Origin of the sequence: Streptomyces sp. Root1304, from assembly GCF_001426405.1 — a bacterium.
Lineage (GTDB): Bacteria > Actinomycetota > Actinomycetes > Streptomycetales > Streptomycetaceae > Streptomyces.
In genome coordinates this window covers 347,923-370,008 of record NZ_LMEP01000023.1, presented here as the reverse complement: position 1 = coordinate 370,008, position 22,086 = coordinate 347,923, and the positions used below count along the sequence as shown (strand labels likewise).

The following is a 22,086-nucleotide window of genomic DNA, read 5'->3' as shown; positions in this document are numbered from 1 at the left end:
CTGATCCTCTCCCCGAACGGCGGCGCCTCCCTCACCGGAGGCGCCGCCCTTCACTTTTCCGCGCGCCGGAACGGCCACTACCCGGTAACGAATTGACCCATGTGGTTTCAGCCACCTAAGTTCTGCGTAAAGCTTGCTCCACAGGGACAGGCTCCCGCTCGCATACCCAGTCCTTGGGGGGACAAAGTGAACTGGTACATCGACGTTCTCAAGAAGTACGCCGTGTTCAGCGGCCGCGCCCGTCGCCAGGAATTCTGGATGTTCGAGCTGATCAACTTCATCATCGCGATCGTCATCGGCGTCATCGGCACGGCGCTCGACTTCTCGCTGCTGAGCGTCCTCTACTCGCTCGCCATCTTCCTGCCGTCCCTCGCCGTGACGGTCCGTCGGCTCCACGACACCGGCCGCTCGGGCTGGTGGGTGCTGATCGCCCTCGTGCCGCTCGTCGGCTTCATCGTGCTCATCGTGTTCGCCGCCACCGAGGGCGACCAGCACCAGAACGCGCACGGCCCGAACCCGAAGCTGGCCCCGGCCTACTGACGGTCCCGTCGTCGCCCCGGCTTCCCCGCCGGCCCCGTCGGCACGCAGGCCTCCGGAAGGAACTCCTTCCGGAGGCCTTTTCGCGTGCCGGGACGGGATCGGGCCACGACCGACGGCGTCGGACCGCTCCACGCCGCATAGAGCCGGTACGGCGCGTTCGCCCGTACCGCCTTGTGCAGGATGGAGCACGACCGGCCTCCGGGACCCCGCCCAGCCTCGCCGCAACGGCACCAACGAGGGGCGGTACCACCGGTGAACTGGCACATCCACGACTACCGCGAGAGCGATCTCGCGGCCGTCGTCCATCTGATCGACACCACGGCCGAGCTGGGCCAGGAGTCCGTGTTCTCGCTCGCCGAGTGCATCGGTGCCCTCACCACCCGTCAGCCCGCCGTCGTCGCCGTCCACCAGGGCGCGCCGATCGGGGCCGCGCTCGCCTGCGTCTCCGGCGAGCGGGCCTGGGTGATGCGGATCGCGATCTCCTCGGCGTGGCGCGGCCGGGGTCTCGCCAGCGCGCTCCTGGTGGAGTTGGAGCGGCGGGTGGTGCTGCCGCTGGCCGAGCCGGAGCGGGCCGGCCGGCACGGGGTGCGGCCGCCCCGCGCGGTCTGCCTGTTCGGCCCGCCGGGCACCGGCAAGACGACCTTCGCTCGCGGGATCGCCTCACGGCTGGGCCGGCCGTTCGTGGAGATCCTCCCGTCGCGGCCGGCGGACGAGGGGAACCTCGCCGCCGCCCTGCGCTCCGCGTTCGCGCGGATCGCCGAACTGGAGCGGGTCCTGGTCTTCATCGACGAGGTCGAGGAGATCGCCCCGGTCCGCTCGGAGCCCGCGCAGCCCGGCGGATGCACGGGGTGACCAACGAACTCCTCAAGCTGATACCGGGGTTCAGGGAGCGGGACGAGCGGCTGCTCGTCTGCGCGACCAACTCGAACCGCTCCCTCGACCCGGCGTTCCTGCGCCCGGGCCGCTTCGACTACCTCATCCCGATCGGTACGCCGGACAAGGCGGCGTGGGCGGCGATCTGGGCCCGGTACACGGAGGGCCGGGCGGACGTCGACATCGACGAACTCGTCCTGGCGAGCGAGCTGTTCACCCCGGCCGACATCGAGCACGCGGCCCGGGTCGCCGCTCAGGCCTCCTTCGAGCGGGACCTGCTCTCCGTCGGCGTGCGCGCCGGTGACGGCTCGGCCCCCGGGGCGAGCACGGTGGACTACCTGGAGGCCATCGCCGAGTGCCGGCCGACGGTGACGCCGGAGATGGTCGAGCAGTTCGCCTCGGACATCACGACGCACGCCCGGACCTGACGGGGAACTCCCGCCCGGCCGCGTCCAGTTCGGACTGGTCGGGCGGGAGGGCGCCCGCCCGTGAGACGGTGACGGCCGCCGCCGCGCCCGCTCTCCGCAGCAGTTCCGCGAGGTCCCCGGCGTCGAGGCCGCCGAGGGATTCCCGCCCCCGGCCGGCGAGGGTGTCCAGGACGGCGGACATGAAGGAGTCGCCCGCCCCGACGGTGTCGACGACGGTGACCGGGGGCGCCCCGGCGGCGACCGTGTGGTGCCGGGTGAGGGCGACGGAGCCGGCCGCACCCCGGGTGACCAGGACGACGGCCGGGCCGAGGGCCAGCCAGCGGGCGGCGACCGCGTACGGGTCCTCGCCCGGATACAGCCAGGCCAGGTCCTCGTCGCTCGCCTTGACGAGGTCGGCGAGGGCGACACAGCGCTCGACGCGGGCGACGGCCGCTGCCCGCTCCCCCATCAGCGCGGGCCGCACGTTGGGGTCGTAGCTGACGGTGGCCCCGTGCCTGAGCCGCTCGGCCTCGGCGAGGACGGTGTCCGCGCCGGGAGCGACGACGGCGGCGATCGAGCCGATGTGCACATGGGCGGGCGCGGGCCCGGCCGTCCCCGCCGACAGGGTCCAGGCGATGTCGAAGGTGTACGCGGCCCCGCCGTGCGCGTCGAGGCCGACGACCGCCGACGGGGTGCGGGCGGGAACACCGCCGACCTCCACCTTCACGCCCGCGCCCGTGAGGTGGTCGCCGATCAGCCGTCCGTGGGGATCGTCCGCCAGCTGGGTGAGCAGGGTGACGTCCCGGCCGAGGCGGGCGAGGCCGTAGGCGACGTTTGCGGGACTGCCGCCCGGGTGGACCCGGTCGGCCGCGCCGGAGCCCGCCGGGGCCGGCACGATGTCGGCGACGCACTCGCCGATCACCAGGAAGGACATGGGTCGGGGCTCCTTGGCGTAGGTGTCCCGGCGGCCGGCCCGGCCCCCGCGGACGTACGGTCCGACACGGCCTCGGCGCGGGTGGCCGCCGTGTCGGTGCGGTCGACGACCGGGTTCCCACCGAGGAGGACCTCGACGCGGGCGCCCCGGTGGACGATCCGCAGAGCGTACGCGGATCGGTGCCGGGGCGGGGCGGCGCGTGGGACTTCAGGTGGCGCGGCGGATGCGGCGGGCGGCGCGGGTCGGCCGGGTCAGCGTCGGCGCCGGTAGAGGACCTGGTGGGCCTCGTACTCGACGAAGGACGAGACGTGGCTCATGCCGACGTCCTCCAGGAGCCGCCGCGAACGGTGGTTCGCCTGCTGGGTCAGCGCGACGACACTCGGGGTCCCGCGGAGCGTGACGTCGAGGACGGCGGCGACGGCCTCCCGCGCGTAGCCCCGGCCCCAGTGCTCGGGCAGGAACTGGTACGAGATCTCCGTCTCCCCGTCCCGCGCCGCGGGCTCCACCGTCACGATCCCGAGCAGGACGCCGTCGGCGGCCCGCAGGACCGCGCGCACGCCCGGCGCCCCCACCACACGCCGCTGCCGGATCCGTACGACCTGCTCCGTGACCGGCCCGCCCAGATGCCGTCTGACCCCGGGATCCGTCCACAGCCGGGTGACCTCGGGAACGTCGCTCGCACGCACGGGCCGCAGGAGCAGCCGCTCGGTGGTGAGGGGGACGGCCGGGGACGGCACGGAGGCCGGCGCCGCATCGGGGGCCGAGACCGGAGCGGAGGCCGGGGCCGAAGCGGAGGCGGGGGTCGGGGCCGGCTTCGTGGTCGCGGCCGGGGTCGAGGAGGCGGGCATGGGTCCGATCATCTCAGCCCGGCCGGGGTTCCGGGGGCCACGGGGGCGGGTCGCGTCCCACGCCCCCGAACAGGCACGCCCTGACCCGATCACACCCCAACTAGCCTCCGCGGACACGGGAGAGTGAATGATCATCCGCGAACTGGCAAGTCACTCACCGCAACTGCTTGAGTGTGCAGCGTAATGATCCACTGCTCGACCTGGGAGACCCGAGCCCCGCGCTCGGCGACGCGAACCGGGACGGTTGCGACCGTACGACCGGCTCGTACCCGAACCTGGTCGCGGCCCGGCTCGCCGCCGCGCCGCCGGCCGGCCGTTCGGTGAAGCTGACCGACGTCAGCTGCGGCGGGGCCGTCATCAACGAGATCGCCTCGGCCCGGCAGACGCCGATCAGCCCGGTGGAGGCTCCGGAGGACGGCTGGCCCGACGTGGCGACCCAGGTCGAGCGGGCCGGGCTGAACGCGGACACCGACGTGGTGACGATCGGCGTCGGCGGGAACAGCATGCCGTTCGGGAAGATGCTCTCCGCCTGCCTGATCTCCGGCGTCGGTCAGCCCGACGAGGCCACCCCCTGCCGGGACGCCTACGAGGGCGGAGGCCCGTTCCTGGACCCGGAGTCCATCTACGACAAGTACGACCGGGTCACCCGCGAATACGCCGGCATGGTGCGCGCCGTACAGACGAAGGCGCCCGACGCCAGGATCATCACGGTGGGCTACCCGACGATCTTCCCCGAGGACGCCACCAGCTGTGACCGCCAGGACACCACGGAGCTGGCCGCCTCGATCCAGGGCCTCGGGACGGTCTCGCTGACCCACGGGGACATCGCCTGGATGCACGGGGTGAACGCCCACCTCAACGCGATCATCGAGGCCATCACCGAGTTGTCCGGCGGCGAGTACGTCGACACCGCCGCCTCCAGCGTCGGACACGACGCCTGCCAGGCTCGGGACGTGAAGTGGGTCGAGGGCGTCTGCGGGACGGCGGGCTCGTACTGGCCGACCGAGGTGGCCCTCGGTCCGATCACGCTGGAGTGCGCCGACGGCAACCGGGCCACGCTCGTGCACCCCAACGCCGCCGGTCACACCAACGCCGCCACCCACGTCGAGGCAGCCGTCCGCACCGCTCTGGCATCCTCAACCCAGTAGTCCTGACCGGCACTTCAGCCGGGGGCCCGGGTTTCGACCCGGGCCCCCGGCCGCCGTACATCCACTTCCCCGACGCCGACACCGACGCCGAGGAACGGGTCACCTACGATCCGTGCCATGGCGATGTTCGTGCACATGACCTCAGCGGCGAACGCGCCGCGCATCCGACGGTCGGGTATCAGGGCGGCCGCCCACGGGCAGGGCGGCGCGCGCGGCGTCTACTGCTTCCCGGTCCTTCCGTCGTACGCCCTGACCCACCAATGGCTGCGCGAGCTGGCCCGCTTCGGCAGCCGGGGCGGGCTCGTGGCCGTCCATGTGCGCCTCGACGACGCCCAGGAGGTCCTGGTCGGACGCTATGCCGACCGCGTGCGGGATGCCCAGGCCACCGTTCCCGCGGCGGAGGCGGTGCGGCGGATCTCGGCGCTGGAGGACCCGCGCGGGTGGGAGGTGTTCGTCCCCCGGGCGATCCGGCCGCGTGAGGTGCACCGGGTCCGCGCCGCGCCGCAGGTGGCGGGCTGGCGGTACTTCCCGGACGCGCACACGACGCGCCCCTGCACCTGTGTCGGGTGCCGTGTGCGCGGCGGCTACGGGGCCCGGCGGCTGCGCGAACGGCTGCCGCACCCGCTGGACGGCCCGCCGCCGCCCGTCAGGGTGCTGCTCGACCGGGTGGCGGCCGCTGATCCCGGGGACCCCGCCGCGCTGCGGGACGCGCTGTACTGGTTCGGCATGCGTCGCCGCGGCCCGCTCCCCGCGTTGAGCCGTCTCGCCGCCCACCCCGACCCCCGGGTGCGGGCGGATCTGGTGTCGGCGGTCGCCCGTTGGTCCACCCCGGGGGTCGCCGAACTCCTCGACGGCCTCGCCGACGACCCGCACCCGGACGTCCGGGAGGCGGTGGAAGACGCCCGCGACTGCTGACGCGGGCCGTAGAGGTCGGCGCGTCCCTCCGGTCAGCCGGCCGCCGGTGCCGGCGGGCGTCCCGGTGCACCGCGCCCGTTCACTTCCACTCGACGCCCTTCACGGACATCTTCGTCGGTTTGTACGCGTTCGAGGAGAGGACCGTGGCGGGCCCGCCGCCCTTCGGCAGCTCGACCACCGCCGTCACGCTCCACACCTCCTCGATGGTGCTCCACTTCCGGCCGGCCCTGCCCAGCAGGACCTCCGTGTCGCTGCCCGCGTTCGTCGAGATCCAGTCCGCCGGAGTGCGGCCCCGGTCGTGGAAGGTCCCTTCGAGGGTGCAGGTGACCAGCGAACCGCCGTTCTTCAGACGGAACACCGGCAGCGCCTGCCCCACCGGCCGGTACGTGAAGTCCCGTACGAGCTGCTTCTCGTGCCAGCCGTTCAAGAAGCCGACCAGCTTGCCGGTGAACTCGCCCTTCACGAAGTACGGGCTGTCGGGCTTCCCTCCCGGCACGGTGAAGCTGAGGAACTCCCCGTACTTCCCGCACACAGCGCCGTCCGCCACGCCCGTCGGTGACAGTTCGGTCCGCCCCGAGGCGTCACGGGCCGGGGACGGGAGCACCTCCGGCCGCAGCGCGATGACGCCCTTCTCCGGCGACGCTTCCGGTTCCGGTGGGCTCGGCGTGCCCGCCGCCGGCTCGGTCACCACCCAGGTGGCCACGACGGCCCGCCACCCCCCGCCGTCCCCTTCGCGCACGAAGTAGTGCAGGACGGAGGAACGGTCGGACTCCTGCCCCTGTCGCTTGCTCAGCACGGCGAAGCTCTGCGGAGCGGACCCCGCTGTCCCGGCCCCTGCCCCCGTTCCTGCTCCGGGGATCAGGAACACCGGCTTCACATAGCGGACCGCCTCGTCCTTCTCCCCCTTCGCCGCGCGCAGCCGGGCCTCGGCCCGGCTCTCCTCCAGGAGCCGGCCGCCCTCGATGCGGGCCGTCGCCGCGAGATCCCCCTTGGCGTCGGCCGCGGCGTTCTCCCGGACGTACTTCTCGAAGACCTGCCGCGCCACGGCTTCCGTCAGCGCCGGTTCCGCACCGGTCGGCGTGCTGCCCGTGCTTCCGGGAGCGCTGCCCGAAGGGCCTCCCGGGGCGCCGTCGGATCCGCCTCCCGAGGTGCAGCCGACGAGGACCGCCCCCAGGACGGCCAGCGCCCCCAGCACACCCGGTGTCCGTACGCGTCCGACACTCATCGACAACTCCCCCGTCACGGCCTCACGTCGAGACGATCATAGAGAGGTACGGGTGCGCGGGCGCGCAGGTGGAAGGCGACGGCGGGCGACGCTTCCGGGGGGGTGAAGACGGCGAAGGGCAACCCCGCGCAGGCGGCGCCCGCCGCGCCGTGGCTGTCAGGTCATGCGGCGCGTGAGGGCCGCCAGTGCTCCCGGTCGGCGGCCCGGGACCCTTCGGCGCACGTCGACGAGCGTGGGGCCGAGGTCGCGGGCGCGCTCCGGGTCGTCGATCTGTTCCCACTGGTGGTGCGCCCGGTCCACGGCCCCTTCGACGTCCGGGTCGTCCGTCGCCTGCCGCAGGGCGAGCCGGGCCTCGGCGGCGACGAGCCACAGTTCGCAGCTGCGCGCGGGTTCCCCGGCGAGGCGGGCGAGGTCGGCGCGCACCTCCGTCCAGTGGACGGCCTCCATGGAGCGGGGCCCGTGGTGACGCAGGGCCTCGCGCTCCCAGGCGGAGGCCACCGCCGCGGCCTCGCCGTGCCGGCCGGCCATGGCGGCGGCCAGGATCGCGGGGTGCGGATCCTGTTCCGCGCCCGGCGCGGGAGCGGGAGCGGGTACGGGAGTCGGCGCGGGCACGGAAGCCGGAAAAGGCACGGGAGCGGGAGCGAGTACGGAAGCGGGGGCAGGTACGGGTGCGGCCGCGGCCGGGTCCAGGAGCAGCCGGGCCGGGGCGGGTGCGGCGGTCCGCGCGGCGGACTCCGCGTGGAGCGTGGCGTACGGCAGTCGGGCGCCGGAGCGCCGGAGTTCCGCCCAGGAACGCAGGTAGTCGGGCATCGCCCGCTCGCCCCGTCGCGGGGGCGCCGTCACCCTCCCGTAGAGGGCCGGGCCGGGTCCGAGGTGCAGCAGGTCCGGTGCGGCGGTGAGGCGCTCCCACGCGTCGGGGTCCGCCGCGAGGTCCGCGACGACGGTCGTGGTGCCGGGGGACCGTACGCTCAGCTCGCCGACGAGCCAGTGCCAGGGCAGCGCGGTGTAGCGGAGGGTCGCGGGCGTGGTGCGGGCGAGCGCGAGGTGGAGCAGCCGCTGCCGCCGGTCGAGGTGGAGCTGCCCGGCGAGGCAGACGAGGAGGGGACCCGGGCTCGCGGCGGCGGCGCGGAGCCGGGTGAGCACGGTCTGCGGGTCGAGGGGGTCGGCGAGTTCGACGACCGTCGCGGTGGCGGTGCCGGTGAGGGCTCCCGGCGGCACGGCGGCGAGGGCCGGAAGCACGGAAGCGGCGTCCATGACCCGTCCGCGCCCGGCGGGCGCGGCGGCGAGCAGGAGGGCGGTGCCGACGGGGACGGGAGCCACGGGGGTCGGGACCACGGGCGACGGCCCGAGGATCGCGTCGGCCGGCACAGTCGGCCGACCCCCCGTCCCGGCCCCCGCCGCCCCCGCCGGAGACTCGCCCCGATCCGTACGCGGAGTCACCGTCGGAGCCGCGTGCGACACGTCGTCGGGTACCCCGTACACCCGTCCCGCCCCCGCCCTGCGTACCTCATCCGTCACACCCGTCACCGCCGTAACCGCCGCCCCCACCGGGCCTCTTGTCCCGCCGGCGCTCGCCGTGTCCCTGGCCGCCGTGCGGGTGCCCACCGTGTCGATTCCGTCGTCGTTCACCACCCCCGCACCGTAACCCGTCGTGGCCTGGCCGATATTCGCCGGGCCTTTGGCATATGCCACAAGCACCACCGGATCGAGTGTTGCCAAAGCCCTTACGGGTCGTCCCGGGCTGTGCAACAGTCGTATGCGGGCCTCCCTTTCCCCCTTGGCCTGGCCGTGCCGCGCCTGTATCGGAGTACGACATGCCGTCCCCTCTGTTCGCGGACCGCCCCGCCCAGCAGCCGGAGCCGGGTGCGGTCGACGCGCTCATCTCGCAGACCCGCCGCCTCCGCGGCGAGCTGGTCGCCGTCCGCCAGGACGCCGTGGCGAACGACGACGATCCCCGGCGGCGGTGGCAGCGCGCCCTCTGTGACCTCGCGGTTCATCAGCTCGACGACCTCGGCGCCCACTTGGGCCAGCTCCGGGCCGGTGCGCCCGAGGGGCCGGACACGGTGTCGGACGCCGATTCCGCGACCGACACCGCTCCGGCCGTCCCGCACGTGGCCGAGCCCGGCACCGCCTACGGCGAACCCGCCCCGGCCCGTACCGGCTCGCTGCTCTCCCGCGTCGGCAGCGCCGAGTGGAACCTGCTCACGGACGAGGTCAGCTGGTCCGAAGAGTTGTTCCAGATCTTCGGACGCGCGCGCGAGAACGGCCCCATGTCGCTGGACGAGATGCCGACGATGGTGTTCGTCGACGACCAGCCGCTGCTGCAGAGCATGGTGACGGACTGCCTGATCGACGGAAGGCCGATCGACGGCGAGTTCCGGATCGTCCGGACCGACGGAACGGTCCGCACCGTCCACATGACGGGCGAGCCCGTCCTCGACGCCGACGGCTGCACCGCGTCCATGTGGGCCGTCCTCCGCGACGTCAGCGAACTCCGGCGCAGCCAGCGCGCCGTCCGGGAGACCCGGGACACCCTGGAGCGCAGCCGCCACATCGAGCAGACCGAGCGGCGGGTCGCCGTCGAGCTCCAGGAGGCCGTGCTGCCGCCCTGGCGCGGCTCGCTCCGCTTCGCGCACGACGGCCCCGCACCCCTGGACGTCGCCGCCCACTACCTCCCGGCCGCCAGCACCGGTCTGATCGGTGGCGACTGGTACGACGCGCTGGCACTGCCCGACGGGGACGCGCTGCTCACCGTCGGTGACCTGACGGGCCACGGCGTCGCCGCGACCTCCTCGATGGCGATGCTCCTGGGCGCGCTGCGCGGCATGGCCGTCGCCGGGATCCGCCCCGCCGCGCTCATGGGGCATCTGAACCAGCTCCTGGAGACCTCCGTGCAGCCCGCGCTCGGGAGCGCGATGTGCTGCCGCTACGACCCGGTGGCCCAGACCCTCACCTGGTCGCAGGCCGGCCACCCCGCCCCGCTGCTGTTCCGCGACGGGACGGGCCACCTCCTCCGGCGCCCCGAGGGCGTCCTCCTCGGAGCGACGACCGGGGCCGTGTACGCCGAGGCCGAGACCCGGCTGCTCCCCGGGGACGTCCTCGTCCTGCACACCGACGGACTGACCCGCGGCGGCGGAACGGACGACGACACCGGCGCACGGCGCCTGCTCGCCCTCGGACACCGGCTCGCCGACGCACGGGACGCCCAGGACGGGGTCCGCGCGGTGGTCGAGGAGTTCGGCGAGGAGGAACGCGAGGACGACGCCTGCGTGATGGTGGTACGCGTGGGGTGACGGCGGCCTCGCCCGTACGCCACGCATGCCCGTCGCCGAACGACGACCCGCACGATGACCCGGGGGACGCTCCCTCGAACTGAAAACCCTCGATGCCGGGACCCTCAGGCCTCGCCCGTCCTCGGCCGGTTGACCGGCGACCTCGGCAGGGCCTCCTCGATCTCCTCGCGCAGACCGTCGATCCTCGTGTATCCGGCGTACTGCCCGGTGAGGCGGTACATCTCCCGGAGACGGTCCCAGGTGCGGTGCGACGAGGTCTGTCCCATCGAGATCAGGGCCAGCCTGGCGTAGCGGTCCGCCTGCTCCGGATCGTCGGCGATGAAGCAGGCCGAGGCCATCGAGATGTGGTCGAAGAGCTTCGACCGTTCATGGCCGCCGCGCCGCAACTCCAGCGCCAGCTTGGCATGGTGCTGGGCCGGCACCGCGGCGGTCGCGTCGTGATCCGCGAGGGTGCGGTAGGCGAGGGCCTGCATGCCGTGCATGTCCGCCTCGTCGAAGGTCTGCATCCAGCTCGGCGTCTTCTCGTCGCGCCGGTCGGACACGAACAGCTCCTCGGCCTCGCCCAGGGTGCGGCGCATGGCCTGCCCGCGGCCCATCGAGGCCTGCGCCCAGGCCTCGATCGTGTGGAACATGGCCTGGGTCCGGGGCAGCACCCGCTCGCCCGAGCCGTCCTTCGCGAGCTTCATGAGGTCGAGGGCGTCGTCGGGACGGCCCAGGTGCACCATCTGCCGTGCGGCCCTGGAGAGCGCCTCGCCGGCCCGGGGCCGGTCGCCGCCCTCACGGGCCGCGTGGGCGGCGATCACGAAGTACTTCTGCGCCGTGGGTTCGAGGCCCACGTCGTGGGACATCCAGCCCGCGAGGACCGCCAGGTTGGCGGCGACGCCCCACAGGCGCCGCTGGAGGTGGTCGGCGTGGCGGTAGGCGAGCATGCCGCCCACCTCGTTGAGCTGGCCCACCACGGCCTTGCGCTGGAGACCGCCGCCCCGGGAGGCGTCCCAGGCGCGGAACACCTCCACCGAGTGCTCCAGGGCCTCGATCTCCTGCGACCCGATGGGGGCCGCTTCGTAACGGTCGAAGCCGGCGGGGTCGGCGTGCAGGGGATCGGTGGCCCGCTGGGGGGTGGACTGGCGTGCGGGGTCGTTCTGCAGCCAGTCGTGCATGGCGTTGCTGAGTACGGAGCCGGCGGCAAGCGCGGCACCCGCGCCCACCAGGCCGCGTCGGTTGAGCATGAGGTCCATTCCCGTGAATTCGGTGAGGACCGCCGCCGTACGATCGGGTGCCCAGGGCAGCCCGTCAGGGTTCTCCGTCTTCCTGACGTCCTGCTGCTTTCCGCTGCGCCCGTGTCGTACGAACCCGAGGTCCTCGATGGTCACGACACGGCCGAGTCGCTCGGTGAACAGTGCTGCCAGCACCCGGGGAACGGGATCGCGCGGGGTCTCGCCCCGGTCGATCCACCGCCGCACCCGCGAGGTGTCCGTCGCCAGCTGGGGGTGGCCCATGGCCGCCGCCTGCCGGTTGACGAGCCTCGCGAGTTCGCCCTTGGACCATCCGGCCAGGCCGAACAGGTCTGCAAGGCGGGTGTTGGTTTGTCCGGTCACGTCTAAGCCCCCAGGTTCTCGGCTGAGTTGACAGTAGCCCTCTGTCATAGGCCTGGCGACAATTCGCCAGGGTTCGCCAGGGTGCGCTGGATGTTCCGCCACCCGCGCCCGGGTGTCAGGTAGGAACGCGCCACCCCGCCCCGCCGACCGGCCCTCATTCCCCAGGGTGCGGACCGGGGGCGGGCGGGGCGACGCACGCAACTCGTCGGCACACGAAGGGATCTGTCACCTCCATGTACACAGCATCGTCCTCCGTGTCCGCCCCGCCCCGGCCGCAGCACCGCATCGTCCCCGCCGGCGCCGGCCCGTACCTCGCCCCCGCCCCGCAGGCCGTCCGGCCGCGGCGCTGGACCGGTGGCACGGGCACGCAGCCGATCAGCGGAAGACTCGACCTGTCCGGCCCCCAGGGGGCGCAGCTGAAGATGGCCATCGCCTCGGTCCACCGGATCTGCCCGGAGTTCAATCCGGTGCAGGTGCTGCGGCGCAGCGGGCGTTCCGTACTCATCGTCGGGACGACCGGGCGGACCACGGCGGTCGCGAAGTGTTTACTGGACCACTCCCCCGCGTGGGTCGAGCGGTTCCGGCACGAAATAGCTTCCTACCGCTCCTTCGTCCGCCATCGTCCGCCGGTGCGGGCGCCGCGGCTGATCGCGGCGGACCCGGAGAACTGCACGCTGGTGATCGAGCGGATGCCCGGACGGGCGGCGGCCCTCTCGCGCCACCCCGTCGAGGCGCCGCCCCGGGCCGATGTGCGGGCCGCGCTCGGCGCCATCGCCCGGCTGAACGCCTGGCGCCCGCCGGCCGGGACCTTCGACGCGCCGCTCGACTACGGCACGCGGATCGCGCGCTTCCACGAGCAGGGACTCTTCACGGACCGTGACCGGGACGACCTGCAGAAGCTGCTGCACGGCCTGGCGCAGGCGGGCGGCCGCCAGGGCATGGGCCAGTTCTGTCACGGTGACGCCCTGCTCTCCAACATCCTCCTCTCCCCCGCCGGACCCGTCCTCGTCGACTGGGAGCACGCGGGCTGGTACCTGCCCGGCTACGACCTGGCGACGCTGTGGGCGGTGCTCGGTGACGCGCCGCTGGCCCGCCGTCAGATCAGCCAGCTCGCCCAGCAGGCGGGTCCCGCCTCCCGGGACGCCTTCCTGGTGAACCTGATGATCGTGCTGACGCGGGAGATCCGCACCTACGAGACGGCGGTGCAGCGCACCATGAAGGAGGCTCCGCCGGCGGGTTCCGTACCGGTGCCGACGGGGGCGCTCGCGCCCGGTGAGGAACAGCGGCTGCTCCTGAGGCGGCTGCACGACGACTGCGCCATGGCACGGCGGGCCGTGCGCGCGGCGGTCGGGACGCGCTGAGGCGCGGGACCGACCGACGACACGGGGGTGGGTGCGCCGTGCGCCCGGTGCCGACACACCGGGACGCGGCGCATCGTCATGTCCGCCGCCGGGCCGCCGCCGGTGCCGGTTCACCCCGACCCCCGGACCGGCTCCGCCACGGAACCAATGGTCCACTCCACTGACGCGTCCCAGGCCCGGGACCCGTCTCCGCGAAACTCCGCCGGATGGCCTCCATTCCCGCTCTGACGTGGGAACTTCCATGATTGCAGGCGTGATTGACGGATCGTTCGGGAGCCGATACCCCTGTACGGGTTCGGTCCCGCACGCCCCCGTGTCACCCCCTGCCTCTGGAGGCTGCCTTGCTCCGTCCCTCGTCCACGAGACGTACGCCGCCACCCCGAGTCCCGAGGGCGGTGGGCGTGCTCGCGTCCGCCGCCCTGCTGCTCCCGCTGCTCTCCGCCGCGCCGCCGGCCGGTGCCGAGGTCCCCGAGGCGGGTGTCCTCCAGGGGCAGTTCGCGCGGGCGGCCGCGCGCCACGGCGTCCCCGAGAGCGTGCTGCTCGCCGTCTCGTACCTCCAGTCCCGCTGGGACACCCACGGCGGTGCGCCGAGCGTGACCGGCGGCTACGGGCCGATGCATCTGACGGACGCGGTGACGGCGCTGGCCTCGGCCGCACCGCACCACTCGGAGGGCGAGGAGGACGCCCGCGGCGACGAGTCCCGTGCCCTCCGCCCTGCGGGCTCCACCGACCGGACCGCTTCGGCGCCCTCGGGTTCGTCGCCCGCCCCTGACCCGGCGTCGCTGCCCCCGCGGCTGCGGACCCTGGAGCGGGCGTCCGAGCTGTCCGGCATTCCGGCCGAGGAGCTGCGCACCGGCACCGAGGCCAACATCGAGGGCGGGGCTGCGCTGCTCGCGGCCGCGCAGCGCGATGCCGGGCTCCCGGCGAGCGCGGACCCGGCCGACTGGTACGGGGCGGTGGCCCGCTACTCCGGCGCGGACGACTCGGCGACGGCGGCCACGTACGCGAACGACGTCTTCGACGTGATCAGGACCGGGGAGTCCCGGACGACGGACAGCGGACAGGTGGTGACGCTGCCGGCCGCGCCCGCGGTCGCGCCCGACACGGAGCAGATGACCTCCCTCGGGCTGCGGCGGCCGGCCGGCGGTCCGGTGGAGTGCCCGCCCACGGTGGCGTGCGAGTGGGTCCCGGCGCCGTACGAGGAGTTCGGCGACGGCGACTACGGCAACCACGACAAGGCGGACCGGCCGGCCTCGCAGTCGATCGACTACATCGTCATCCATGACACGGAGGCCGACTGGGCCACCACCCTGAAACTGGTGCAGGACCCGACGTACGTCTCGTGGCAGTACTCCCTGCGTTCCTCCGACGGGCACGTCGCCCAGCACCTGTCGCTGAAGGACGTCGGCTGGCACGCGGGCAACTGGTTCGTGAACGCCAAGTCGGTGGGACTGGAGCACGAGGGCTTCCTGACCTCGCCGGACTCCTGGTACACGGAGGCGATGTACCGGTCGTCGGCGCGGCTGGTGCGGTACATCGCCGCCCGGTACGGCATCCCGCTGGACCGGCAGCACGTCCTCGGCCACGACAACGTCCCGGGCACGGTGTCGTCCACGATCAAGGGCATGCACACGGACCCGGGGCCGTACTGGGACTGGGCGCACTACTTCCGGCTGCTCGGCCGGCCGATCACGCCCAGCGCGGGCCCGAACGCCGGCGTGGTGACGATCCGGCCGGAGTACAGCGGCCACCAGCCGGTCTACACGGGCTGTGCGACGACCGGCACGGCGTGCGTGCCGCACGGCAGCGGGGCGGTGCGCCTCTACACCGCGCCGAGCGCGGACGCGCCCCTGGTGAAGGACATCGGTCTGCGGCCGGGCGGGCAGGACTCCACCACCGGGGTCAACGACACCGGGGCGCGTGCCTCGACGGGGCAGAGCTACGCGGTGGCGGAGCGCCGGGGCGACTGGACGGCGGTCTGGTACCTCGGGCAGAAGGCCTGGTTCCACAACCCGGCGGAGGAGCCGACCGCGGTGAACGCGCGCGGTCTGGTCCTGACGCCCCGGGAGGGGCTCGCGGAGGTGCCGGTGTACGGGCGGGCGTATCCGGAGGCCTCGGCGTACCCGGCGGGAGTGCCGGTGCAGTCGGTGTCGCCGCTGTCGTACAAGCTGCTCGCCGGGCAGCGGTACGTGGTGGGCGACCGGACCCCGGGCGAGTACTTCTTCGCGCCGGTGTTCGATACCAGCGGGCACCGGGTGGTGCGCGGCCAGGAGGAGTACTACCAGATCCAGTTCGGCCATCGCGTGGCCTTTGTGAAGGCCGCTGACGTGCGGGTTTCCCGGGCCTGACGGGGGCTGGCCGAAAGGCGCGGGGTGGTGCCGGACTCAGGGTCCGGCACCACCCCTTCGGCGTTCATAGGACTATTCAGGAGATCGCGTGCGCCGTACGGGCGACGGGTAAAGGTGGGCCGGAAGACCAGCGTTCTTGCTCACCGGAAGGCCCCTCAGCACATGCCTCAGCCCTTCGTTATGCCGGATTTCTATGTTCCGTATCCGGCGCGGCTCAATCCCCATGTGGAGACCGCCCGCACCCACACCCGGGAGTGGGCACGGGAGATGGGGATGCTGGAGGGCTCGGGCGTCTGGGAGCAGGAGGACCTCGACTCCCACGACTACGCCCTGCTGTGCTCCTACACCCACCCGGACTGCGACGCGGAGGCCCTGGACCTCGTCACGGACTGGTACACGTGGGTGTTCTTCTTCGACGACCACTTCCTGGAGGTCTTCAAGCGCACCCAGGACCGGGCGGGCAGCAAGGCCTATCTGGACCGGCTGCCGATGTTCATGCCGGCGGACCCGGCGGCGGGCATGCCCGAGCCCACCAACCCGGTCGAGGCGGGTCTCGCCGACCTCTGGCGCCGCACGGTCCCCTCGATGTCGGAGGGCTGGCGGGTGCGGTTCGCGGAGGCGACCGAGCACCTGCTCAACGAGTCGCTCTGGGAACTCGACAACATCAACGAGGGGCGCGTCGCCAACCCCGTCGAGTACATCGAGATGCGGCGCAAGGTCGGCGGCGCACCCTGGTCGGCTGGGCTCGTCGAGTACGCGGCGGGCGCGGAGGTCCCCGAAAAGGTCGCCCACTCCCGGCCGTTGAGGGTCCTCAGGGACGCCTTCTCGGACGCCGTGCACCTGCGCAACGACCTCTTCTCCTACCAGCGGGAGGTCGAGGACGAGGGCGAGAACAGCAACGGCGTGCTGGTCCTGGAGCGCTTCCTCGGCTGTACGACGCAGCAGGCGGCCGACGCCGTCAACGACCTGCTGACCTCGCGGCTCCACCAGTTCGAGAACACCGCCCTGACCGAGGTGCCGCCGCTCGCCGTCGAGAAGGGCCTCCGCCCGGACGAGGTGGCGGCCGTCGCGGCGTACGCCAAGGGGCTCCAGGACTGGCAGTCCGGCGGCCACGAGTGGCACATGCGCTCCAGCCGGTACATGAACGAGGGGATGCTCTCCGGGCCCTCGCGGCTCGACGGGGTCATCGGCACCTCCGCACTCGACATCCGCACCCTCTTCGGCCGCTCCGCCGCGTCCCGGCTGCGGACGCTCACCCACGTGCCGCACCGGCACGTCGGGCCGTCCCTGCTGCCGGAGTTCGACCTGCCGTACCCGCTGACGCTCAGCCCCCACCACCAGGACGCGCTGCGGCGCTCCCTGGACTGGGCCGAGCACTGGGGCCTCCTGGACGACATCTGGGACCGGCCGACGGCGGAGGGCTTCGACCTCGCGCTCTGCTCGGCGGGGCTCGACCCGGACGCCACGCCGGAGGAGCTGGAGCTCAACGCCGAGTGGCTGACCTGGGGGACGTACGGGGACGACTACTACCCCTTCGTCTTCGGACGCTCGCGCGACCTCCGGGGGGCGAAGCAGCAGACCGAACGCTTCAAGGCCTGCATGCCGCTGGAGGACGTGACCGCGGGCGCGGCGCTCGCCGTGAACCCGATGGAGCGGTCCCTGGCCGACCTCTGGGCCCGCACCGCCGCTCCCATGGCGCCCGAGGCCCGTGCCCAGCTGCGCACGGCGCTCGACGCCATGCTGGACAGCTGGCTGTGGGAGCTGCACAACCAGGCGCAGCACCGGGTGCCCGACCCCGTCGACTACATCGAGATGCGCCGGACCACCTTCGGTTCGGAGCTGACGATGCTGCTGTGCCGGCTGCGGCACACCGAGGAGCTGCCGCCCGCGCTCTACCTCAGCGGCACCGTCCGGGCCATCGAGCACTCGGTCATGGACTACGCGACGCTCCTCAACGACCTCTTCTCGTACCAGAAGGAGATCGAGGTCGAGGGCGAGGTGCACAACGGCGTGCTGGTGCTGCAGAAGTTCTTCGACTGCGACTACCCGACGGCGGTGGCGATGGTCGACGACCTGATGCGGGGCCGGCTGCGCCAGTTCGAGCACCTCAAGAAGCACGAAGTCCCGCTGCTGTACGAGGACTTCGGTCTGGACCGGGCGGGCCGGGCGGCCTTCGAGGAATATCTGCGGGAGCTGGAGGACTGGCTCGCCGGCATCCTCAACTGGCACCGGAGCGTACGGCGTTACGGCGCCGACGACGTCCGCGCGGGCAGTGGGAGCGCGCTGCTGCGACGCGGTCCGACGGGGCTGGGCACCTCGGCCGCGCGGCTGTCCGGGCTGATCGGCGCCGGGGCGCGCTGACACGGCGGAGGGCCGCCGCCGGGAGGTCCCGGGCAGCGGCCCTCGTACCCGCGAGGACGGGCTCCAGGGCCTGTCCCAGGCGTCAGGCGCGGCGGCCGCGCAGGCCGTCGAGTTCGCGCCGGTCGCGCTTGGTGGGGCGGCCGGCACCCCGGTCGCGCACGGCGGCGACGGCGACGTGCTCGCGCGGCGGCGGGGGCGGACTGTTGTCCACATAGGCCTCGGCGGCGACGGGCGGGCCGACCCGCTTGCTGTGGAGTTCCTTGACCTCGACGATCCGCTCCCGGCCGCCGTGGAAGAGCCTGACCTCGTCGCCGGGCTTCACCGGCTGGGCGGGCTTGGCCCGCTCGCCGTTGACCTTGACGTGTCCGGCGCGGCAGGCCGCGGCGGACTGGGATCGGGTCTTGGTGAGACGGACCGCCCAGATCCAGCTGTCGACGCGCGCGCTCATCGGCCCCCGCCCCTCCCTCAGCCCTGCTGGAACAGCTCGGCGGGCAGCGGCTTGAGCAGCGCGTACAGGTCGTCGGTGATCGGCCGGTCCCAACTGGCGATCGTCACGAGGACGTTGTCGCTGCGGTCGAACTGGACGCAGGAGATCCGGCTCTCGGAGAGCTTCAGACGCCGGACGATGAGGAGGTTGTCGCCCTGCATGACGGGGACGTCCTCGGTGTCGAGGACCTCGACCGGCTCGTCGTTCTCCAGGGCGGCGAGGAGCTGGGCCACCTCGAAGGGGATCTGGCCGTCCGCGAGCTCGCGCGCCGGGGAGCCCTCCGGCAGATTGCCGATGATCATCGCGGGTCCGCGTCCGCCGAAGAGGTCGTACCGGAGGAAGACGCCCTGGCAGGAGCCGTCGGGCGCGGGCAGCAGACCGGCGCCGAGGTTGCCGGGCCAGTCCCCCGGATCCATGGCCAGGACGTCGAAGTCCGGGCCCGCGGGTGTGGCGGCGCTGCGGCGGCGGAGGAAGGACATACGGCCATGGTACGTGGCCCGGCGCGCGGTGTGACGCGCCGGGCGGCTCCGGCCGGTCAGTCCCTCCGGTCGGGCTCGTCGGAGCCCTGTCCCGTGTTCCGCAGGGCCTGGGCGAGGCCCGTGCGGTCGGTGCCGAGCTTGCGGTAGACGGCCGAGAGGAGCCGGCCGACGGCGCCGGCGTCGACACCGAGGACGGCCGCCGCGTCCTGGTCGCGGACGGTGAGATCGGCGGCCGCGCGCTCACGGGCGGTGAGCGTGTCCGTGCCCGCCGGGTGGAGGGCGCGGGGCCGCAGCCCGGCCGCCGCGAGCTCGGCCCGCGCGACCTCGGCGAGGGCGTCCGCCCCGCAGTCCTGGGCGGCCTCGAGGCCCCGGTAGAGGTGCTCGGCGGCCTCCCCGGCGCGCTCGGTGCGGCGCAGTGCCACACCGAGGGCGACGAGGGAGCGGGCCAGCTCGTACGCGGCGGGTGACTGGTCGAGCCAGTCGACGGACTCCTCCAGGAGCTTCACCCGCTCGGAGGGCTCCGAGACCTCGGCGGTCACGCGGAGCGCCTGTCCGATCGCGGAGGGCGCACCGTACTGACGGGCACGGGCGACCGCCTCGTGGGCGGTGGCGACGGCCTTCGCCGGGGAGGTCGCCGCCTCGGCGAGCGCGAGGTTGAGCTGCCAGGGGCAGCAGGAGGGGTTCCGCTTGCCGCGCGGGTCCAGGCGCCTCCCGACGGCGGCCAGCTTCTCGGCGGCCTCCTCGGTGCGGCCGGTGGCGAGCAGCAGTTCGGCGTGGACGGTCTCGCAGTCCGGGATGGTGACGGCGGCCGGGAAGGGTTCGCCGAAGTCGTGCTCGCGGGCGACGCGTTCGGCCTCGTCCGTACGGCCGCGGGCGATGAGGACCTCGATCATCACGCCGGTGGCGTACCAGAGGGCCGGGGTGCGGGCGCCGACGCGCTCGGCGAGCCGGAGTCCGGAGCGGGCGAAGTCCTCGGCCTCCATCAGACGTCCGCGACGGAATCGTATGTAGCCGATGAGCGTGTACGCGAAGGCGAGGTGCGCCCCGCGCCAGCCCTGCTTCTCGAACTCGGCGGTTCCGGCGGCGAAGAGTTCCTCGGCACGGCCGGGCCGGTCGGCGTAGAGGTGGAGGAGGGCGACGAGGACCGGCACCTCGAAGCCACGGCTCTCGTCGGCCCAGGTCAGACCGCCTTCGAGGGCGCGTTCGGCGTGTTTGAGGGCGACGGAGGCGGGTTCGGCGCGCAGGGTGGCGTCCCAGGCACGGAGTCCGATGATGTACCGCTCGGTGACGTCGCGGCCGGTGAGCCGGTCCGCGAGGGCGGCGAGGCGCCGGGAGCGGGCGGGCGATTCGGGCTCGTCGGCGCGCAGGACGTCCCACATGAACTTCTCGGCCTGCATCCGCAGCCTGCTGCGGGCGTCGGTGGCCTGCCGGGCCTCGTGGCCGAGGAGTTCGGAGGCCTCGACGAGCCGGTCGCTGTGGGCGAGGACCTGGGCGAGGCGATAGACGATGCCGTGGCGCAGCGCGGGGTCGGCGACGGGCTCCTCGAGGGCGGCCCGCAGATGGTTGACGGTGGTGGCGGGCTCGGTGAGGAGCGAGGAGCAGCCGAGTTCGTAGAGGACGGCGGCCCGGTCGTCGGCGGCGGGCGGTTCGCGCAGGGCGCGGGCGAGGAAGCGGCGGGCCGCGTCCGGGGCTCCGGCACGGAGGTTCTCGGAGGCGGCGGCGCGCAGCTGGTGCACGACCCAGGGGTCGCCCTCGGGGTGCGTCTCCAGGAGGTGGCGGGCCGCTGCGGTGGGTCCGAGGCCGGCGTCGACGACGCACCAGGCGGCCTGGCCGTGCAGGGCGACGCGGGTGGCGGCCGGGATGGAGCGGTAGACGGTGGTGGCGATGAGGGGGTGGACGAACTGGAGGGGAGCGTCGGGATCCTCGGTCTCGGCCAGGACGCGGGCCTCGCGGAGCCGGGCGGCGCATTCGGCGACCGCCTCGCCGCCGTGTCCGGCGACGGCCCCGGCGAGCTGGGGCGAGATCTCGGTGCCGAGGACGGCGCAGGCCCAGGCGAGACGGACGGTGGCGGAGCCGAGGCGTTCCAGCCGGGTGACGAGCCCGGTGCCCTTGAGGGCGGCCGCGAGGTCGCGGAGTTCGTGGGCGCCGTCGGCGGTGGGTTCGAGCCCCTGGTCGCGGACCTTGGCGGCGAGTTCGACCGCCTCGAAGGGGTTGCCGGAGGTGACGGTCCAGAAGTCGTGGCAGAAGGTGTCGTCGGCTTCGGTGCCGACCCGGTCGCGGACGAGCCGGGCGACGGCGTCGGAGGTGAGCGGGGCCAGTCCGTGGGGGCGGTGGCCGGACCGGTGGCCGGTGAACTCGGCGCCTTCGTCGGGGAGTTCGTCGGGCCGGTAGGCGACGACGAGGAGCATGGGCAGTTCCTCGGCGCGCGGGGCGAACGCGGCGAGCCAGCCGAGCGATTCGGGGTCGGCCCAGTGGGCGTCGTCGAGGACGACGACCAGGGGCGCGCGGCGTACGGCGAGATGGGTGAGGACCCAGTCGAGTCCGTCGCGCAGGCCCTGCGGGTCGGGCGGCGAGCCCTCGGCGGAGGCGCGCAGGCCGAGGGCGGGGCCGACGATGTCGTACCAGGAGCCCAGGCGTTCGCGGAGTTCGGTGTCGGTGGCGTGCGCCAGCTGGGGCTGGAGGAGCTGGCGGGCGACGTGGAAGGCGATCCGCTGTTCCTGGTCGCCGCCGCGTGCGGAGAGCACGGTGCAGCCGCGGGCGACGGCGCGGCGGCGGATCTCGGCGAGCAGTGTGGTCTTGCCGAGCCCGGCGGGAGCGGCGTAGGCGAGGATGCCGCCGCGCGGGGCGACCGGGGACCGGTCGTCGGTGTCGGCCGCGGCGCCCGGACCGCCGTCGACGGCGACGCCGAGGTGTCCTCCGCCGGGGAAGGGGCTCCGGACGGAGGGCGGGTCCTCGGCGGGCCGCGCGGTGTCCGCGCCGCCCTGCCCGGGGACCACGACGAGGCGGGGGCCGGGCCGCTCGCGGGGTGCGGAGGCACGGTCGGGCCACGGCGGGTCGTCGGCGAGGCCCGTCAGGAGGTCGAGGGCCTCCTCGGCCGCGCCGATGGCCGCCTCGCGTTCGAAGAGGCCGAATCCCTGACGTGCCGTCCGGCCGTCGTGCTGTGCCACTCTCCACCCCCACACCGGGGGCGCACGCCGGGCGCATGATCAGAGCGTCCGGCGGGAGGCCCCGCGAAAGCCCCAGCGTACGCCCGATGGAGTGAGGTGCGC

The 22,086-nt window shown here is 73.7% G+C and carries 15 protein-coding genes and 1 pseudogene; 8 read left to right on the top strand and 8 right to left on the bottom strand.

All coding sequences use genetic code 11. The features are described 5' to 3' along the window. Positions 1-186: 186 nt before the first annotated feature. Positions 187-540 (top strand): DUF805 domain-containing protein, encoded by a 354-nt coding sequence (locus ASD33_RS23805; protein WP_056564091.1) that lies wholly within the window; start codon positions 187-189, stop codon positions 538-540. 252 nt (positions 541-792) lie between these two features. After that, positions 793-1,841: pseudogene (locus ASD33_RS23800) on the top strand (bifunctional GNAT family N-acetyltransferase/ATP-binding protein). On the opposite strand, the gene ASD33_RS23795 reads toward ASD33_RS23800, so the two are convergent. Together ASD33_RS23795 and ASD33_RS23790 are read right to left on the bottom strand one after the other, a co-directional pair. Further along, positions 1,819-2,754, bottom strand: a complete 936-nt coding sequence (locus ASD33_RS23795; protein ID WP_056564089.1) for a carbohydrate kinase — start codon at positions 2,752-2,754, stop codon at positions 1,819-1,821. The pseudogene ASD33_RS23800 and the gene ASD33_RS23795 sit on opposite strands and share 23 nt — an antisense overlap. A gap of 251 nt (positions 2,755-3,005) precedes the next feature. Continuing rightward, complete coding sequence (locus tag ASD33_RS23790) at positions 3,006-3,602, bottom strand: GNAT family N-acetyltransferase (protein WP_079044998.1); 597 nt, start codon at positions 3,600-3,602, stop codon at positions 3,006-3,008. 173 nt (positions 3,603-3,775) lie between these two features. Between ASD33_RS23790 and ASD33_RS23785 the strand changes: the two genes are divergently transcribed. Next, positions 3,776-4,750: an SGNH/GDSL hydrolase family protein gene (locus tag ASD33_RS23785; protein WP_056564086.1), complete on the top strand. Its 975-nt coding sequence runs from the start codon at positions 3,776-3,778 to the stop codon at positions 4,748-4,750. 117 nt (positions 4,751-4,867) lie between these two features. Next, positions 4,868-5,665: a HEAT repeat domain-containing protein gene (locus ASD33_RS23780; protein ID WP_199863581.1), complete on the top strand. Its 798-nt coding sequence runs from the start codon at positions 4,868-4,870 to the stop codon at positions 5,663-5,665. A gap of 79 nt (positions 5,666-5,744) precedes the next feature. Here the strand turns inward: ASD33_RS23780 and ASD33_RS23775 are convergent, their stop codons facing one another. Then, positions 5,745-6,890, bottom strand: a complete 1,146-nt coding sequence (locus ASD33_RS23775; protein ID WP_157870073.1) for a hypothetical protein — start codon at positions 6,888-6,890, stop codon at positions 5,745-5,747. A gap of 156 nt (positions 6,891-7,046) precedes the next feature. Continuing rightward, positions 7,047-8,144 (bottom strand): hypothetical protein, encoded by a 1,098-nt coding sequence (locus tag ASD33_RS23770; RefSeq protein ID WP_242427246.1) that lies wholly within the window; start codon positions 8,142-8,144, stop codon positions 7,047-7,049. Positions 8,145-8,704: 560 nt separating this feature from the next. Between ASD33_RS23770 and ASD33_RS23765 the strand changes: the two genes are divergently transcribed. Beyond that, positions 8,705-10,183 (top strand): SpoIIE family protein phosphatase, encoded by a 1,479-nt coding sequence (locus tag ASD33_RS23765; RefSeq protein ID WP_056564081.1) that lies wholly within the window; start codon positions 8,705-8,707, stop codon positions 10,181-10,183. Positions 10,184-10,287: 104 nt separating this feature from the next. Here ASD33_RS23765 and ASD33_RS23760 read toward each other — a convergent pair whose 3' ends face one another. Then, the gene (locus ASD33_RS23760) at positions 10,288-11,781 is read right to left on the bottom strand and encodes a hypothetical protein (RefSeq protein WP_056564080.1); all 1,494 of its coding nucleotides are present in this window, start codon (positions 11,779-11,781) and stop codon (positions 10,288-10,290) included. 233 nt (positions 11,782-12,014) lie between these two features. Between ASD33_RS23760 and ASD33_RS23755 the strand changes: the two genes are divergently transcribed. The 3 genes from ASD33_RS23755 to ASD33_RS23745 all read left to right on the top strand — a co-directional run bounded on the left by ASD33_RS23755 (position 12,015) and on the right by ASD33_RS23745 (position 17,851). Next, a complete protein-coding gene (locus ASD33_RS23755) occupies positions 12,015-13,142 on the top strand; it encodes an aminoglycoside phosphotransferase family protein (protein WP_056564078.1) in 1,128 nt (375 codons plus the stop codon). A 395-nt stretch (positions 13,143-13,537) separates the two neighbouring features. Continuing rightward, positions 13,538-15,490, top strand: a complete 1,953-nt coding sequence (locus ASD33_RS23750; protein ID WP_056564073.1) for an N-acetylmuramoyl-L-alanine amidase — start codon at positions 13,538-13,540, stop codon at positions 15,488-15,490. 162 nt (positions 15,491-15,652) lie between these two features. Beyond that, positions 15,653-17,851, top strand: coding sequence for a terpene synthase family protein (locus ASD33_RS23745; RefSeq protein WP_056564072.1), 2,199 nt, complete (start codon positions 15,653-15,655; stop codon positions 17,849-17,851). 82 nt (positions 17,852-17,933) lie between these two features. Here the strand turns inward: ASD33_RS23745 and ASD33_RS23740 are convergent, their stop codons facing one another. The 3 genes from ASD33_RS23740 to ASD33_RS23730 are packed head-to-tail and all read right to left on the bottom strand — an operon-like array spanning position 17,934 to position 21,648. Further along, a complete protein-coding gene (locus ASD33_RS23740; RefSeq protein WP_056564071.1) occupies positions 17,934-18,299 on the bottom strand; it encodes an RNA-binding S4 domain-containing protein in 366 nt (121 codons plus the stop codon). A gap of 17 nt (positions 18,300-18,316) precedes the next feature. Continuing rightward, the gene (locus ASD33_RS23735) at positions 18,317-18,817 is read right to left on the bottom strand and encodes a hypothetical protein (RefSeq protein WP_024757478.1); all 501 of its coding nucleotides are present in this window, start codon (positions 18,815-18,817) and stop codon (positions 18,317-18,319) included. Positions 18,818-18,873: 56 nt separating this feature from the next. Then, positions 18,874-21,648: an AAA family ATPase gene (locus ASD33_RS23730; protein ID WP_242427245.1), complete on the bottom strand. Its 2,775-nt coding sequence runs from the start codon at positions 21,646-21,648 to the stop codon at positions 18,874-18,876. Between the last annotated feature and the right edge of the window lie 438 nt (positions 21,649-22,086).